Source organism: Caulobacter sp. GW821-FHT12D05 (genome assembly GCF_058807295.1).
Genome location: NZ_JBXAQO010000002.1, coordinates 1113340 through 1130371 on the forward strand (window position 1 = coordinate 1113340; position 17032 = coordinate 1130371).

Consider the following 17032-nt stretch of genomic DNA (forward strand, 5'->3'; position numbering starts at 1 on the left):
CGCTCTACTTGTAGCGCCGCTGCTCGCGCGCGCCGTGGCGCACATAGTGCTTGCGCGGGTCGACGCCGGAAGCGGCCACGTCGGGGTTGAGGTCCAGATAGCGCTGCGGATCGAAATCCTTCGGCGCCTTGCCGGGGAACAGGCTCGCCCAGCGATCCGCCGTGACCGGAGCCGGCGCGCCCGGGCCACGCTTGGGGACCTCGGCGATCGGGCGGTCGATATAGACGTTCGGGGCCAGCTTGCCCGTGGTGACATCGACGATGTCGCGCAGGTCCAGGTTGCCGGCCAGCGGGTCCGAGAACGCCGGCGTGTAATAGGCGCAATCGTCGAAATAATAGTGGGTGACCTGCGACCAGCGGGTGCGGGCCGGGTCGTTCTGGCGGCTGCCGCCGTGCAGCAGGTTCGCCGCCCAGATCAGCGCCTGGCCCTTCTTCGGGCGGAAATATTCCGGCTTGGTCCCGGTCGCGTCGATCAGCGCCCGCCAGGCTTCCTCGAACGGCGGCTGGGCGAACTCGGCGGTTTCCGTGCCCGCCACCTTGCCGATCGCGTCGTTGTAGAGGATCGGCCACTTGTGCGAGCCCGGATAATAGACCAGCGGCCCGGCATCCTCGTGGATGTCCTCCAGCGCCAGCCACACGCCGCACATGAAGCGCTCGGGCACGCTGGAGAAGTGGATCGAGTCCGAGTGGACGTGCTGCTGCGTCCCGACCGGGAAGTTCAGGGTCTGGAACGGAAAGGCGCGGCGGCCATAGAGCTTGGACAGCAGCGCCAGCACCGCCTCGTTCGCGGCGATCGCGCGGACGTCCTCTTGGGTGCGCCAGGCGTCCTGCACCCGCAGGCCGTCATTGGCCGCCCAGCCCTCGGCCCGCCAGCGGTCGAAGTCGTATTGCGGGGTCAGGTCGGCCTTGATGCGCTCGATGCGCGCGGCCAGGTCCTCGTCCGGGAAGTCGAAGACCGCGAAGCCCTTCTCGTTCAGCTGGATGGCGACGTCGCGCTCGCTGTTGGACAGGCCCATCTGGTCCAGCGAGGCCGCGAACAGCATCGATTCCACCAGCGGCACGCCGGGCAACAGTTTCTGAGAGACGGTCATCGACATGCCGCCGGCTTAACCGGCGCCACACGGCATTTCCAGAGGATTTCAGCGATCACGGTTGATCGGCGCCCGCCCTCGCGCGCATAAAACCGCATGACCGACACCGCCTTCGCCCAATTCGTCCGCGGCCTGCCCAAGGCCGAACTGCACATGCACATCGAGGGCAGTCTCGAACCCGAGCTGATGTTCGAGCTGGCCCAGCGCAACGGCATCACCCTGCCCTTCGCCTCGGTCGACGAGATCCGCGCCGCCTATGCCTTCTCGAACCTGCAGGACTTCCTGGACATCTATTACCAGGGCGCGGGCGTGCTGATCACCGAAGCGGACTTCAAGGACCTGGCCCTGGCCTATTTCAAGCGCCTGGCGGCCGACGGCGGCACCCATGCCGAGATCTTCTTCGACCCCCAAACCCACACCGATCGCGGCATCGCCTTCGACGTGGTGATGAAGGGCCTGCTGGCCGGCATGAAGGAAGCCGAGGAGACCCTGGGCGTCACCTCCAAGCTGATCCTCTGCTTCCTGCGCCACCTGTCGGAAGAGAGCGCCTTCGAGACCCTGGAGCAGGCCAAGCCCTGGCTGTCGGACTTGGCCGGCGTCGGCCTGGACAGCTCCGAAGTCGGCCACCCGCCGGCCAAGTTCGCTCGTGTCATGCAGGCCTCGCGGGATCTCGGCCTCAAGGTCGTGGCCCACGCCGGCGAGGAAGGCCCTCCGGCCTATGTCTGGGAAGCCATCGACCTGGTGAAAGTCGACCGCATCGACCACGGCAACCGCGCCCTGGAAGACGAGGCCCTGACCGCGCGCCTCGTCAAGGACGGCACCACCCTGACGGTCTGCCCGCTGTCGAACCTGAAGCTGTGCGGCGTGCCCAGCCTGGACGTCCACCCGCTGAAGACCATGCTGAACCTGGGCCTGAAGGCGACGGTGAACTCCGACGACCCGGCCTATTTCGGCGGCTATCTGCTGGAGAACTACCTGGCCACCGCCGGCGCGATCGGTCTCACCCGCGAGGACATCGTCACCCTGGCCAAGAACAGCTTCACCGGTTCGTTCCTGAGCGAGGCCGAGAAGTCAGAGCGCGTGGCCCAGGTCGAAGCCTACGCGGCCAGCCACTAACCCTGTGACCGTCGTCGCCGCCAACGCCTATGTCGACGGCAAGGTCGTTCGCGCGCTCAGCCTGGACGATCCGGACAGCCTGACGCCGCAAGACGACGAGTTCGTCTGGATCGGCCTCGTCGAGCCCAGCGAGGCCGAGCTGCGTGTTTTGCAGCAGGCCTTTCACCTGCACCCGCTGGCGGTCGAGGACGCGCTGAACGCCCGTCAGACGCCCAAGGTCGACGTCTATGGCGAGCACCTGTTCGTCGTCGCCAAGACCGCGCACTTCGCCAACGACCACATCGACTATGGCGAGACCGACTTCTTCGTCGGCCGCCGCCACCTGATCACCGTCCGCCACGGCTCGGCCCGCGCCCATACCGAGCTGCGCGCCCAGCTGGAGGCCACGCCCGCCCTGCTGGCCAAGGGCGTGGACTATGTGTTGCACGCGGTGCTGGACTTCATCGTCGACGGCTACATGCCGATCGTCGACGCCATCGAGGAAGAGCTGCAGACGTTCGAGCGCCGCACGCTGGACGCCTTCCTGAGCCGCGCCGAGATCGCCCGCATCTTCAATCTTCGCCGGGCGCTGATGAAGTTCAAGAAGCTGCTGGGCCCGATGACCCAGGTGGTCAGCGCGCTGGAGCACCACGACCTGCCGTGCATCGACAACGACGTGCGGGCCTATTTCCGCGACGTGCGCGACCACATCCAGCGCACCGAGATCCTGGTCGACGGCCTGCGTGAAGTGCTGACCTCGGTCTTCGAAATCAGCAGCCTGCTGGAGCAGCAGCGCCAGGGCGTCATAACCCGCCAGCTGGCCGCCTGGGCCGCCATCCTGGCCGTGCCGACGGCGGTGGCCGGCATCTACGGCATGAACTTCGAGCACATGCCCGAGCTGAAGTGGGCCTACGGCTATTACGGCGTGCTGGCCGGGATCGTGGTGATCTGCGGCCTGCTGTACCGGCGCTTCAAGAAGGCGGGCTGGCTCTAGGCGCCTGCGACCTCGAGCACTTCACGATGCCGGGCGGCGTCGATGCCGTCGCGTTGCTCCTGGGCCAGGCGGCTCTTGTCGCTTTCCAGCAAGGTCAGGGTCGGGCGTTCGTCCGGGGTTTGGAACTGGATCAGGACGCGGGTGCCCAGCGTGGTGCCGGGATAGGGCGCCAGGCGGTTGGCCAGCTTGGCGGGATGCGGCGGCTCTTCGCGGCCGTCCTCTTCATAGAGTTCCAGATAGCGCTCGAAGACCTCGGTCTCGACCTCGGCCCAGGCGCCCCAGCCGAAATAGTCGTCCGCGCCCTTGAGCGGCACGGGCAGGATGCAGCGGATGAAGAACCGATCGCCCCACTGGCACAGGTCGTCGTTGTAGCGGACCTGCTCGGCCTGCTCCTCCTCGGACAGCGCGAACACCTCGTCCGGCAGTTCGAAGCCCCAATCGAGGGTCAGGGGTTCTTGGTCGGCCATTGTAACCTTCGGCGAGAAACGACGCGCCGATGATTAGGCCAAGTCGGCGGCCGGCTCTAGGCCACCGCGTCGCGCAGGGCGTCGCACAGGCGGTCCAGGCCCTCGATGTCGAGGTTGGGATCCAGGGCGATAACCACGGTCGAGGCCGCCAGGTGGTCGGCGATCGGGGTGTCGTCGGTGGCGAGAGAACGATCGCGCACGGAGCAGCTGGCCTGGATGCCGGCGGCCTGGAGCTTCCAGGCTACGGCGCCGGCGTCGTCGGTGGGCAGGCTGAGGGCGCAAGTTTGCGAGATCCAGCTCATGCCCCAGCCCGGCTGGAAGCCGACACCGCTATCCAGCAGCAGGACGCGCAGTTGCTGGGCCGTGCCGCACAGGCGCTGGCGCAGGCCCGGCCAGGCGGCCAGACCGTCGTCGCCGCTAAAGGCTTGCGCCTCGATATCGTTGATGACCGTGGCGTCCTCGCAGGCGACGAAGACGCCCGCCCCACCGGGGAGGCCCACCAAGACAGGAACAGGCGCCTCGATCACCACGTCGAACGCGCCGGCGGCGTCGACCAGGATCGGCAGGCCGGTCTCGGCGCGGAAGGAGGCCCAGGCGCGCATGTCGGGCGCGCGGCCGTGGGCGGCGGCGGGAACGATGACCTCCAGCGGACCGGGCGCATCGGGCAGGCGCTCACGCAGGTGATTGGTGTCGAACATGGCGCTGAACGGATCGACATCGACCAGCCAGGCCTTGAGGCCCGCAGCGGCGACGCCGGCCAGGGTTTCGGGGTCGGCCAGGGCCGAGACGACGCAGACGCCGCCTTCCCGTACGCCCAGCGCCCTCAGCGCGGCGGCGGTGGCCTCGACACGATCGGCGAAGGAACGAAGGGCGACGGGACGGGCGAAGCGGGCGGCCAAGCGCTGATCGAGGTCCGAGCTGTGGCCCGCGACGCCGAGCGCGGCGGCGACCGCGTCGAAGTCGATCGGCGCGCCAGATGCGCGGACAAACGCCCTCTGCTGGAGGGCGTTGAGCTGAGCGGCGACGGGCTTCGGGAGCATTTCAGACGCAATCCACGACGAACCGGGCGACCGCAATGGCCGCACCATATGGTTAAGCAACCGTATTCATCGATTCCGCTTGGCCTAATGTGGCGCGCGGTCGCGGCAAAAAAGTCTATGCGCTAGGCGAAACTTGCCATGAGTCTCGCAGTTCGCGCTTCAAAACCTTGCCGATGTGGCTTCTTGGCAGGCTTTCGACGACACGGACGTCCGCCAGCCGCTGGGTCTTGCCGACCTGGCCGTTCACGAACGCCTTGATTTCGGTCGAATCCGCCGCACCCCGAATCGCCACGAACGCTACCGGCGTCTCACCCCACTCGGCCGAGGGCACGCCCACCACCGCCGCCTCGACCACCGCCGGATGCTGGACCAGCACCGCCTCGAGGTCGGACGGATAGATGTTGAAGCCACCGCTGATGATCATGTCCTTCTTGCGATCCATCAGCGTGAGAAAGCCGTCCTCGTCAAAGCGGCCCACGTCGCCGGTGCGGATGAAGGTCCAGCCCTCGGGCGAGGTCCAGATCGCCTCGGCGGTCTTGTCCGGGCGACCGTGATAGCCGTTCATGGTCGCGGCCGAGCGGCCGACGATCTCGCCGACCACGCCCGGACCGACCTGGACGCCGTCCTCGTCGATCAGGCGGATGTCGTGGCCCGGCGCGGGTTGGCCGACCGTGTGCAGCTTGTCGGGATGCTCGTGGGCGATGAGGATGCAGGTGCCGCCGCCCTCGGTCATGCCGAAATATTCCACGAGACCGCCGGGCCAGCGCTGCAGCACCTGGGCCTTCAGTTCCGGCGCGAACGGGGCGCTGGTGCAGAACTTCAGGTGCGTCGAGGACAGGTCGTAGTCGCCGAAGTCGGGCCGCTCCATCAAGCGGCGGTACTGCACCGGCACCAGCATGGTGTGGGTCATGCGGCGTGCTTGAGCCAGCGCTAGGTACTTGCCGGCGTCGAACTTCTTCATCAGCACCACCGTGCCGCCGCCGGCGAGCGTGGGGAAGAAGCAGACCAGGGTGGTGTTGGAATAGAGCGGGGTCGACAGCAGGCTGACGGCCGTCGGGCCATAGCCGACCGCGTCGCCTCGGAAGACGTGCTTCCAGCGCATGCCGTGCGACTGGACGATGCCCTTGGGCGTGCCGGTCGTGCCGCTGGAATAGATGATGTTGAAGGGATGCTCGGGACCGATCGTGACCGGGGCGGGCTTTGCATCCAGCGGCGCGAGCCAGGCGCCGAAGTCGCGGTCCAGGTCGATCTGGCGGACCGGGATCGGCGCGGGCTTCTGGGCTTCGGCCACCCCGGCGTCGAGGAAGAACAGCTTGGCGCCGCAATCGGCGACCATGCCGGCGATGGCGTCCGGGGTCGAGGACGGCGCGATCGGGGCGACCGCGACGCCCGCGCGAAGACCGCCCAGGAACAGCGCCGCATAGGGGATCGACGACAGAGCGCAGACGGCGATCGCTTCGCCGGGGTTCACACCATCCCGCTGCAGGGCGGCGGCGACGCGGTCGACCAGGGCGTCGAACTGGGCGTAGGTCACCGCCTCGCCGGTCTCCATGATCACGGCCGGATGGTTGGGGCCTTCCTGGGCGCGGACACGCAGGATGTCGCCGAGCGTGCCGTAGTCGGCGGACATCATGGCGGCGATGGTGGTCATTCAACTACTCCTCCCTTCCCTTGATGGGGAAGGGGTTGGGGATGGGGTGACAGCGTCGGACGTGGGAGCGCGGCCTCAACCGCCGCATCACCCCCACCCTACCCTCCCCCATCAAGGGAGAGGGAGATGGATCAAGCGTCCTTGAACCCCTTGCCCTCGGCCACCAGCCGCTCCAGCAGCGCCGACGGCTTGAAGTCCTCGCCCAGGGTCTCGTGGAACTCGCGCATCTTGGCCAGGATCTTGTCCAGGCCGACCAGCTCGCCCCAGAACATCGGGCCGCCGCGATAGACCGGCCAGCCGTAGCCGTTGATCCAGACGATATCGATGTCCGAGGCCCGGATGGCCTTGCCCTCTTCCAGGATCTTCGCGCCCTCATTGACCATCGGATACAGGCAGCGCTCCAGGATCTCCTGGTCGGTGATCTCGCGGCGCTGGATCTGGCGCTTCTCGGCGAAGTCGCGGATCACCTGCTCGACCTCTGCCGACGGCTTGGCGTTGCGGTTCTCGTCGTAGTCGTAGAAGCCCTTGCCGTTCTTCTGGCCGCGACGGTCCATCTCGCACAGCACTTCGCGGACGGTGGACGACGAGGTCTTGGCCGGGTCCCAGCCGATGTCGAGACCGGCCAGATCACTCATGGCAAAGGGCCCCATCGGCAGGCCGAAATCGTACAGCACCCGGTCGACGTCCCAGGGCATGGCGCCTTCCAGGATCAGCTTCTGGGCCTCACGCTGGCGCTGGGCCAGCATGCGGTTGCCGACAAAGCCGTGGCAGTTGCCGACCAGCACCGCGACCTTGCCGATCTTCTTGCCGATCTGCATCGAGGTGGCGATCACCGACTTGTCGGTCTTGGCGCCGCGCACGATTTCCAAGAGGCGCATCACATTGGCCGGCGAGAAGAAGTGCAGGCCGATCACGCTCTCGGGCCGGCTGGTGCTGGCGGCGATCACGTCGATGTCCAAGTACGAGGTGTTCGAAGCCAGGATCGCGCCTTGCTTGGCGATCTTGTCCAGCTTGCCGAAGACCTCCTTCTTGATCTCCATCAGCTCGAACACGGCCTCGATGATCAGGTCGCAGTCGGCCAGGTCCTCCAGGTTCATCGACGGCGTGAGCAGGCCCATGCGCTTTTCGACGTCGTCCTGGGTCAGGCGGCCCTTCTTGGCGGTGTTCTCGTAGTTCTTGCGGATGACGCCGACGCCACGGTCGAGGTTCTCCTGTTTCGCCTCGATGATCGTCACCGGGATGCCGGCGTTGAGGAAGTTCATCGAGATGCCGCCGCCCATGGTGCCGGCGCCGATGACGCCGACCTTCTTGACCGGGATCAGCGGGGTGTCGTCCGGCACGTCCGGGATCTTGGCGGCCTGGCGTTCGGCGAAGAACACATAGCGCTGGGCGGCCGACTGGCTGCCCGTCATCAGCTCCATGAACAGGCGGCGCTCTTCCCTCAGGCCTTCCTCGAAGGGCAGGTTCACCGCCGCTTCGATGCACTTGATGTTGTTCTCCGGAGCCATGAAGCCGCGGAACTTCTTGGCGTTGGCCTTGCGGAAGTCGGCGAAGATCTCGGGCTTGCCGCGCGCGGCCTCGACCTTGTCGTTCAGCTCACGGACCTTGTTCAGCGGCCGGTCCTCGGCCAGCACCACGCGGGCGAAGGCGATGGCCCCGTCGCGCAGCGCGCCTTCCTCGACCAGCGAGTCGAACAGGCCCATGGCGAGCGCCGCCTTGGCAGGCACGTGCTGGCCGCTGGTCACCATCTCCAGCGCCTTCTCGACGCCGACGATGCGCGGCAGGCGCTGGGTGCCACCGGCCCCGGGCAGCAGGCCGATGTTCACTTCCGGCAGGCCGGCCTTCGCCGACGGCACGGCGACACGGTAGTGGGCGACGAGCGCCACCTCCAGGCCGCCGCCCAGCACCGTGCCGTGGATCGCGGCGACCACGGGCTTGGGCGAATTCTCGATGACGTTCTGGACGTCCTGCAAGCTGGGGCCGGTCATCGCCTTGCCGAACTCGGTGATGTCGGCGCCGGCGATGAAGGTCTTGCCCTCGCAGATCAGCACGATGGCCTGCACGGCCGGATCGGCGATGGCGGCGTCGAACGCGCCCTTCAGCCCTTCGCGGACAGCGGCCGACAGCGCGTTGACCGGCGGCGAGTTCAGCGTGACGACGCCGATGTCGCCTTCGACGGAAAGATCGGTGACGGCGTTGATCGCGGCCATGGCGTTTCGACCCTGTTTTTCGTTTGAACGATTGTTTGAAGCCAGCCTGCACGCTCACGCGAAGATGTCCAGACCTCCGTGGCGGCGCCTGTTTCTCGGGCAAGTCGTGTTGACGACTTCAAACGCATACTCCAAATTCGAAACGTTAGTTTCAGTCGAGGTCATCCGTGGATGCGGATGCGCCGCCGAACGATGCTTGGGCGCCGCATTTGCCTGAATTCCAGAGAGAATGACCCGCACTGGGGAGGGCGTTCGCGGAAAGTCATGGGCTTTGGGCGCGACTTGCACGCGTCCTGACGTTTCGAAGTCGGTGGATTCCGCGAGCGTGACGTATTGCTCGCAATGCGTCGGACTTTGGTAAAGCGCAACTCGGCGCGGGAGGGCATCCCGCGCCGTTTCTTTGCGTTCTAGGCCGCGCTCTCGGTGAAGGCCGAATAGACCAAGGTCCGCAGCTCGCGGCGGATCGGATAGGCGGTCGAGGGCATCAGCTGGGTCATGAACACCACCGCCAGATCCTCGACCGGATCGATCCAGAACGCGGTCGAGGCCATACCGCCCCAGAAGTATTCGCCCAGCGAGCCCAGGTTCTTGGTCCGGGCCTGGTCGATCGTCACCGCGAAGCCCAGGCCAAAGCCCAGCCCCTCGAACACCGCCTCGCTGAACAGCGACTTTGACAGATGCACCAGCTCCTTGCCGCCCGGCAGGTGGTTCATGGTCATCAGCTTGATGGTCTTGGGGCTGAGCAGGCGCACGCCGTCCAGCTCGCCGCCGTTCAACAGCATGCGGCAGAAGCGCATGTAGTCGTCGGCGGTCGAAACCAGGCCTCCGCCGCCGGACTTGACCATCGGATCGCTGAGGAAGCGGCTCTTCTCGGGATCGTCCTGCAAGACCACCTTGCCCGACGGGGTCAGGGCGTAGCAGGCGGTGAAGCGCGCGCGCTGGCCTTCGGGCACGAAGAAGCCTGTGTCGACCATCTTCAGCGGATCGAAGATGCGGGTCTTTAGGAAGACGTCGAACGGCATCCCCGAGATCTTCTCGACCAGATAACCCAGCACGTCGGTCGAGACCGAATAGTTCCAAGCCTCGCCCGGCGAGAACTCCAGCGGCACCGTACCCAGAGCATCAACATAGCCCTGCAGCCCGCCCTCACTGTCGATGCCGTCCAGCTTCAGCTTGCGATAGGCCGCGTCGATATTGGTGCGGTTCTGGAAGCCGTAGGTGAGCCCAGAGGTGTGCCGCAGCAGGTCCAGCATCCGCATCGGCTCGGCGGTGCGTTTGGTCTGGAAGGCGCCCTGCACGCCGGCCACGAACACGCCCTGGTCGCGCCAGGCCGGGATGAAGCGGTGCACCGGGTCGTCCAGCGACACCAGCCCCTCCTCGACCAGCATCATGAAGGCGATGCTGGTGATCGGCTTGGTCATCGAATAGATGCGGAACAGGCTGTCGGCCGCCAGCGGCCTGCCGCGCTCGATATCAGCGCTGCCCAGCACCGACGTGTAGGCCAACTTCCCGCGCCGCCAGACCTGGGTCAGGGCGCAAGGCAGTTTACCGGTGTCGATATACTTTCCCTTGAGGAAGGTCTCGATGCGGTTAAGTCGATCCGACGACAGTCCAACGGCTTCTGGCTTACTCAACGCCCTGCTCTCCCCTTGATGACGACTTTCATTGGCCTGGATCAGGACTCGCGTTCGGACGTTATGCCGCAACGTAAACTTTACCCGATCCTGCGATACCGATTGAAAACGAGGGAAACGGGATGGGCAAGCACTTGGATACCGAGGCTGCCTCCAGAATCGAAGCCGCGGCCGCCGACTGGTTTTTCCAGAGCAGCCTCGACATGTTCGTCGTCCTCCAGGACGACGCGATCATCCGTGTGAATCCGGCCTGGACCGACCTGACCGGCTGGACGTCCGAGGACACCCTGGGCCGTCCGATCCGCGACTTCTTCCACCTGCACGACACCGAGGTGATCTACGCGATCGCCGACGCCCTGCGCGCGGTCGGCCACGCCCGCTCGCAGCACCGCCTGGCCCGCAAGGGCGGCGGCTGGCTGTGGGTGCGCTCGCAGTCCAAGGTGCTGGAAGGCGGCGGCCTGCTGATCGTCTTCCAGGACTTCAGCGAGGACCGCGCCCACGAGATCGCCCGCCAGCAGACCGAACGTTCCAACGAGCTCCTGCGCACCGCCGCCGGCGTCTATGTCTGGCGGTTCAATCCGCGCAAGGGCGTCTACGTTTTCGACCAGGATATCCCCACGCCCAGCTCGCCCCAGGGCGGCGTGCGGATCATGACCGTCACCGAGATGACGATGTCGATCCACGAGGACGACCGCGAGCGCGTCTGGGGGGCCTTCTCCAAGACCTTGCGGCGCGGCGAGCATGTCGAGATCGACTACCGGTACCTGGATCCAGCCACCCGCCAATGGGCCCACATGCACTGCGCCTGGCGCGGCGTGCGCGGCTCCAGCCCCGACGCCTGGGACGTGATCGGCATCAGCCAGAACGTCACCGAGCTGGTCGAGGCGCGCGACGCGGCACTGGGCGCGGCCGAGGCCAAGAGCCAGTTCCTGGCCAATATGAGCCACGAGATCCGTACGCCGATGAACGGGGTGCTGGGCGTGCTGCACCTGCTCAAGAACGAAAGCCTGACCGACGACGGCCGCCGCCTGCTGAACGAGGCCCTGGGCTGCGGCGAGATGCTGTCGGAGCTGCTGAACGACATCATCGACTTCTCGAAGATCGAGGCCGGCAAGCTGGAGCTGACCACTGAACCGGTCGAGCCCGCCGACCTGCTGGCCGGAGTGGCCGACATGCTGCGGCCGCAGGCCGAGGCCAAGGGGCTCTATCTCCGCGTCGAAGCGCCGGGCGACTTGGGCTGGGTGGCCACCGACCCGCTGCGCCTGCGCCAGGCCCTGTTCAACCTCTTGGGCAACGCCGTGAAGTTCACCCTGGAGGGCGGCGTCGTGGCGCGGCTCTCGGGTAGCCGGGAGGGCGATCGCGCCCGCCTGCGCTTCGAGATCCAGGACACTGGCGTCGGCATCGGCGAGGAGGCCGGCCAGCAGTTGTTCGAGCGTTTCAGCCAGGGCGATGGCTCGACCACGCGGCGCTTCGGCGGTTCGGGCCTGGGCCTGGCCATCTGCCGGCGCCTGGCCGAGATGATGGGCGGCGAGGTCGGGTTCTCGAGCGAACTGGGCAAGGGCTCGACCTTCTGGCTGGACCTGGAGGCCGAGGCCTGCGCCGCGCCGCACCTCGGACAGGGGGCCGCCGACGCCGACGAGCCCGACGCCCCGCTGTTCGCCGGCCTGCGCGTGTTGCTGGTCGAGGACAACGCCACCAACCGCCTGATCGCCGGCCGCATGCTGGAAGCTCTGGGCGCGCGGATCGACGCGGCCGAGGACGGCGTCCTGGGCGTCGCCGCCGCCACGCGCGGGGGCTTCGACCTGATCCTGATGGACATCCAGATGCCCGGCATGGACGGCGTCGAGGCCACCCACCGCATCCGCGCCCTCAAGGGTCCGGCCGGCGCGGTGCCCATCCTGGCCATGACCGCCAACGCCATGGCCCACCAGCAGGCCGCCTACCTGGCCGCCGGCATGGACGGCGCCATCGCCAAACCCCTCTCCCCCGCCGCCCTGACCCAGGCCATCGCCCGGGCCCTGACGGCGGAACGGTCGGGGACGCGCAAGGCGTCGTAGGCCGAGGGCCCGAAACCCCGCCCTTCGACAAGCTCAGGGTGAGGTTTCTAGTGAACCGCCAAAAGTAGCCCTCATCCTGAGCTTGTCGAAGGACGAGGGCGGCCCCACTGCCCTACTTCGCCATCGCCTCCAGCCGGCCCGCGTCCACCGCGCGAACGGCTTGCTTCAGCTCATCGACGCTGCCGGCCGAGCCGTCGGCCTCGATCGCGAAGCGGTCGCCAACCACCACCGAATATTTCCCGGAGTTGCTCTGACGATTCCACTGCTCGGTGGTCAGGCGGCCATCGACCGTCGTGGTCTTTTCGTACTCATCGGCCGTCTCGCGGGTGGCGTGACCGCCCATGCCCGCCGCCAGAGCCGTAAGGCCCGCCACCGGCCCCAGGTCGGTGATGGTCAGGCGGAACGAGCCGCCGTCCGCCTTCTCGTACTGGCCGGTGGCCACCACGATCTGGGCCTGGTCCGTGCCGCTCGAGTTGGTCTCGACGCTGGCGCGGGTGAAGCCGGCGGCGCTGGCGGGCAGCAGGGCCTTCAGCGCTTCAGGCGAAGCGGCCTTGCCGGGGTTCTTCGACAGTTCCTCGGCCCGCTTGGCGGCGGCCTCCATGCGGCCCAGGTCGACCTTGTTGCCGTTGATCTCGACCGTGCCCGAGGCCTTGTCGGCATGGCTCATGGCGCTGAGGCCCGACAGGCCGGCCACGCCGCCGATCGCGGTGGTGACCACGCCGATGACGAGCGAGACCACGATGGCCACGATGATGGTGACGACCGCATAGCCGGTGGCCTTCTCAGGCGGCGCCTTCATCACGCGCGGCAGGCCCAGATACAGCAGGTAACAGCCGTACAGGCTGCCCAGCAGCGCCAGGATGCCCAGCATCGGCAGGACCTGGAACACGCCCGCCACCCAGCCGGCGGTGCCCGAATAGGCCGCGACCTTGAAGGCCTGCACGCGGTTCTTCTCAGCCCCGAAGCTGGGGGCCAGGGCGTCGATGATCAGGCCCAGCACGGCCGTCAGGATCAGCGAGCCCAGATAGCCGACCACCGCCAGCGAGATCGCCGCGCCCAGACCCGGCTTGAACGACAGGCCGGGCACGCCGATGCCGAACACCTGCCCGCCGATCAGCCCGGCGACGGCCGGAATGGCCGCCAGGATGCAGACATAACCCGCAAACAGGCCGCCGATGCTGGCGGGCTCCCGCTCGATCTTCTCCCATTCCGTGGCGGGAGAGATGAGGATGCCCTTGATCCTTGCGACCAGACCGGTCCCCGCCGATCCGCCTTCAACTACCGTCATTTTCGCGAACGCTCCTTGATAAGGAATCCAGCGCCCGCCCCGATGGCCCCATCTAGGCACAGTTCGCGCGGAGGTCGAAACAACGTTTTCCGACAGGTCCCAACGCCGTCGCGGCGCTCAGAAAATGGGTTGGACTGCAACATTCCTGACAAACCCCGGCTGTACGGGGCGCCTATTGTCCCCAGACGGACGGAGCCGCCCTTTAAGATGGCCCTCCCCGCGCCTAAATTGGACCCGATCGTCCAACGACTGGCGCAACCGGCGAAGGACGGGTTTCTTGGGGTTGGTGACGATGGATGACGGTCGGATCGCGGGGGCGGCGACAGCGCGCTATGCCCGCAAGAAGGAGACGATCCTGGCGGCCGCCACGGCGATCCTGAACCGCCAGGGCGTGCGCGGCATGACCCTGGCCGACGTCGCCGCCAAGGTCGGCCTGAACACCACCAGCGTCACCTACTACTACCGCAAGAAAGACGACCTGGCCGCCGCCTGCTTCATGCGCGGGCTGGAGCGCTTCGAGGCTATGGTCGGCGAGGCCGCCGCCGAGACGACCCCGGCCGCGCGCATCCTGAAGTTCCTGGACCTGTATCTCGACCTCAACCGCCGCGTTCGTCTCGGTGAGGCCACGCCCCTGACCAGCTTCGCCGAGATCAAGGCGCTGAAGGAGCCCCTGCGTGGTTCGGTGGTCAGCGCCTTCAATGACCTCTTCCGCCGGGTGCGCAGCTTCTTCGACGATCCGTCCCTGGCCCACCTGGACAAGCGCCAGCGCAACGCCCGCGCCCACCTCCTGATGGAGCAGGTGTTCTGGTCGGGCACCTGGCTGCGCCGCTACGATGTCGAGGACTATGGCCGCGTGCGCGACCGCCTGGGCGACATCCTGTTGAACGGCCTGCCCGCCGGCGGCCGCGCCTGGGCGCCGCAAGCCCTGCCCGACCCGACCCCGCTGTCGCCGGAAGGCCTGGAATGGCGCGAGACCTTCCTGGTCGCCGCTACCCGCCTGATCAACCAGCGCGGCTATCGCGGCGCCTCGGTCGAGGACATCTCGGCGGCGCTTAACGTGACCAAGGGCTCGTTCTACCACCACCACGAGGACAAGGACGCCCTGGTGTCCGAGTGCTTCGAGCGCACCTTCACCGTCACCCGCCGCTCGCAGCTGGACGCTCGTTCGCTGGAGGCCGACAGCTGGACCCAGCTGACCTCGACCGCCGCCGGCCTGGCCAGCTACCAGCTGTCCGAGCACGGACCGCTGCTGCGGGCCTCGTCGATGGGCGCCCTGCCCGACACCCTGCGCCACGACATGGCCGACGGGTATGCGCGCGGCTGGCAGCGGTTCGGGGCGATCATCTCGGACGGCATCGCCGACGGTTCGATCCGCCCGATCGATCCCGCCATCGCCGCCCACATGATCAACTCGATGCTGAACGCCGCCGCCTCGCTGGGCGCGTGGGTGCCCGGCCTGGAGCGCGACGAGGCCGCCGACCTGTTCGCCAAGCCCCTGCTGACCGGGGTTTTGGCGTAAAGGTTGCGACCTATTAACCATAGGGTGGCCCTGCCCTGGGGGCGGCTGGTATCGTCAAGCGTCTGATTCGCTTCGAGTTCCGTCCGCGCCATGACGACGATCAACCCGTATTCGCCGACCTATGCGCCCGGCCTGACCGCCGGGCAGACGGCGACGCAGCGCGCCAACCAGTCGACCGGCTATGGCCAGACGCGCGACCAAAGCCCGACGATCAACACGCCGGCGGTCAATGTCACCCTGTCGGCCGCCGCCCAGGCCGCGCTGAAAGCCCAGACCGACTCGCGCACCACTGACGCCGTCGTCGCCGAGGCCCGCGCCCAGATCGCCAGCTTGCTCAAGGCCGCCAAGACCTCCAGCGCGCTGAAGGACGGCGACGCGACGATCGACGTCACCAGCCTGGACCGCCGCACGCTCTATGCCGTCGCCAGCAATCGCGGCGGCCAGTTCCCGATGGACCAGCAGGTGGTCGCGGCCCTGGCCCTGAAGGGCCAGCACGACACCGCCCTGGCCGGCCCCGCCGCCCAGGCGCGACTGACCGGCGACTATGCCAGCCTGTACCAGACCGCTCTGGACCAGCTGGACGCCGCCGGTCCCGAGGAGAAGGGCTCGGCCGCCTGGACCGCCGAGCGCGAAGCCCTGGTCGAGGGCCGCAAGCAGGCCATCACCCGTCCGGGCCTGGCGCCGGCCGGCATCGAGGGCGACAGCGTCGCCGCCTACATGAAGGAAACCGGCAGCGCCGTGGCCGGGGCCAAGACCCGCGACTTCGGCAAGGTCGCCGGCGACGTCCGCACCGCGCTGGACAAGCAGTACGAGCTGGCCTTCGCCCCCGAGGCGGCCAAGGACTCCAGCAGCGGCGAGATCGACTTCCGCCGCTTCGACGACCGCTCGCTATCGGCCATCGCGCTGAACAAGGACGAGCAGTTCTCGGGCCACGAGATCGCCCAGGCCAAGGCCGAGATCCGCCAGCGCGACAGCGACGCCATCAAGGCCAGCTACAGCGCGACCAGCGAGGACGAAGGCGGTTTCGGCAAGGCGATGATCACCCGCTACGCCGGCATGACCACCGAGGAACGCCAAGCCTCGGGCTGGACCCCGGCGGTCTACGGCAAGATGGTCGAACTGCAGGCCTCGCGCGACAAGCTGGCCCAGATGTTCAATGCGGATGGCTCGCTGGCCGGGCCGCCGAGCCTGTTGGATTACCTCTAGTTCGGCGGGAGCCTTCCTCAACCCAGGGCGTTAGCGCAGGCGCCTAGGAAGGGAGCCTCCGATGCCGACCCGTTTCGCGCGCGTGCTGCTGGCCGCCGCCCTGCTCGCCGCGCCGATCCCCGCCGCCGCCCAGGACATGCCCACGGTGCTGCCGCAGGGCTTCGAGCTCAACTCCATCCTGAACCAGCAGCGGGTCGAGGCGGCGATCAATTCAGGGCGTTCCAACGCGCCGGCTCGCCCGAAGGCGAAGCCCACGACCACCGCCTATGCGCCCTCCCCGGCCGTCAGCCAGCGGGTGCGGCGGCAGTTCGCCGACTGGGTCGGGCGGCAGTCCGGACCTGAGGCCGAACGGAGGATTGCAGGGATCCTGAGCACCGGCGATCCGGTGAAGAGTTGGGCCGGCATCGTCGGCGGCGACGGCCTGCGTGCGGGCGATGTCGCTGACGCCCTGGCCGGCTATTGGGTGCTGAACTGGGTGATGGCCAATGGGGCCGACAATAATCGCGCCCAGGCCCAGGGCGCCTTGCGGCAGGTGCGCGGCATGATCGCCGACAATCCCGCCTACACCCGCCTGAACTCGGCCCAGCGGCAGGAGATGGCCGAGACCTTGATGCTGAACTTCCTGCTGCAGCACGCGGCCTATTTGGACGCCATGAAGCGCGGCGACCGCGACCTGGCCCGCCGCCTGGGCGACGCCGCCAACGCCCGGTTCAAGACCGAGATGGGCGTGAACCTGCGCCAGCTGAACCTCACGCCCGCCGGGTTCGTCCGACGGGCGTGA

Annotated in this window: 13 protein-coding genes; 6 read left to right on the plus strand and 7 right to left on the minus strand. The window is 67.6% G+C overall.

What is annotated here, in order from left to right:
• Positions 1-4: 4 nt before the first annotated feature.
• Positions 5-1090, minus strand: coding sequence for a phytanoyl-CoA dioxygenase family protein (locus tag AC1RRR_RS12620; RefSeq protein WP_492813482.1), 1086 nt, complete (start codon positions 1088-1090; stop codon positions 5-7).
• A 96-nt stretch (positions 1091-1186) separates the two neighbouring features.
• On the opposite strand from AC1RRR_RS12620, the gene AC1RRR_RS12625 reads away from it, so the two are divergent.
• Positions 1187-2206, plus strand: a complete 1020-nt coding sequence (locus AC1RRR_RS12625; RefSeq protein WP_492813484.1) for an adenosine deaminase — start codon at positions 1187-1189, stop codon at positions 2204-2206.
• A 4-nt stretch (positions 2207-2210) separates the two neighbouring features.
• Positions 2211-3179 (plus strand): magnesium/cobalt transporter CorA, encoded by a 969-nt coding sequence (gene corA / locus AC1RRR_RS12630; protein ID WP_492813486.1) that lies wholly within the window; start codon positions 2211-2213, stop codon positions 3177-3179.
• On the opposite strand, the gene AC1RRR_RS12635 is transcribed toward corA, so the two are convergent.
• The 5 genes from AC1RRR_RS12635 to AC1RRR_RS12655 form a co-directional block, all read right to left on the minus strand.
• On the minus strand, positions 3176-3646 hold the full coding sequence (locus AC1RRR_RS12635; RefSeq protein WP_492813488.1) for a DUF2199 domain-containing protein: 471 nt from the start codon (positions 3644-3646) through the stop codon (positions 3176-3178). The genes corA and AC1RRR_RS12635 overlap by 4 nt on opposite strands.
• 56 nt (positions 3647-3702) lie before the next feature.
• Complete coding sequence (locus AC1RRR_RS12640; protein WP_492813489.1) at positions 3703-4686, minus strand: DegT/DnrJ/EryC1/StrS family aminotransferase; 984 nt, start codon at positions 4684-4686, stop codon at positions 3703-3705.
• 115 nt (positions 4687-4801) lie between these two features.
• Positions 4802-6337, minus strand: a complete 1536-nt coding sequence (locus tag AC1RRR_RS12645) for a class I adenylate-forming enzyme family protein (RefSeq protein WP_492813491.1) — start codon at positions 6335-6337, stop codon at positions 4802-4804.
• A gap of 131 nt (positions 6338-6468) precedes the next feature.
• Positions 6469-8547, minus strand: a complete 2079-nt coding sequence (locus tag AC1RRR_RS12650; RefSeq protein WP_492813492.1) for a 3-hydroxyacyl-CoA dehydrogenase NAD-binding domain-containing protein — start codon at positions 8545-8547, stop codon at positions 6469-6471.
• 407 nt (positions 8548-8954) lie between these two features.
• Positions 8955-10181 (minus strand): serine hydrolase domain-containing protein, encoded by a 1227-nt coding sequence (locus tag AC1RRR_RS12655; protein WP_492813494.1) that lies wholly within the window; start codon positions 10179-10181, stop codon positions 8955-8957.
• A gap of 122 nt (positions 10182-10303) precedes the next feature.
• On the opposite strand from AC1RRR_RS12655, the gene AC1RRR_RS12660 reads away from it, so the two are divergent.
• Positions 10304-12238 carry an ATP-binding protein gene (locus AC1RRR_RS12660; RefSeq protein ID WP_492813495.1) on the plus strand — a complete coding sequence of 645 codons (1935 nt, stop codon included), beginning with the start codon at positions 10304-10306 and terminating at the stop codon, positions 12236-12238.
• A gap of 112 nt (positions 12239-12350) precedes the next feature.
• Here AC1RRR_RS12660 and AC1RRR_RS12665 read toward each other — a convergent pair whose 3' ends face one another.
• Positions 12351-13526, minus strand: a complete 1176-nt coding sequence (locus AC1RRR_RS12665) for a Yip1 family protein (RefSeq protein WP_492813497.1) — start codon at positions 13524-13526, stop codon at positions 12351-12353.
• A 283-nt stretch (positions 13527-13809) separates the two neighbouring features.
• Between AC1RRR_RS12665 and AC1RRR_RS12670 the strand changes: the two genes are divergently transcribed.
• From AC1RRR_RS12670 to AC1RRR_RS12680, 3 genes are all read left to right on the plus strand, one after another.
• A complete protein-coding gene (locus tag AC1RRR_RS12670) occupies positions 13810-15045 on the plus strand; it encodes a TetR/AcrR family transcriptional regulator (protein ID WP_492813565.1) in 1236 nt (411 codons plus the stop codon).
• A 90-nt stretch (positions 15046-15135) separates the two neighbouring features.
• Positions 15136-16251, plus strand: coding sequence for a hypothetical protein (locus tag AC1RRR_RS12675; protein ID WP_492813499.1), 1116 nt, complete (start codon positions 15136-15138; stop codon positions 16249-16251).
• Positions 16252-16312: 61 nt separating this feature from the next.
• On the plus strand, positions 16313-17032 hold the full coding sequence (locus tag AC1RRR_RS12680) for a DUF6683 family protein (RefSeq protein WP_492813500.1): 720 nt from the start codon (positions 16313-16315) through the stop codon (positions 17030-17032).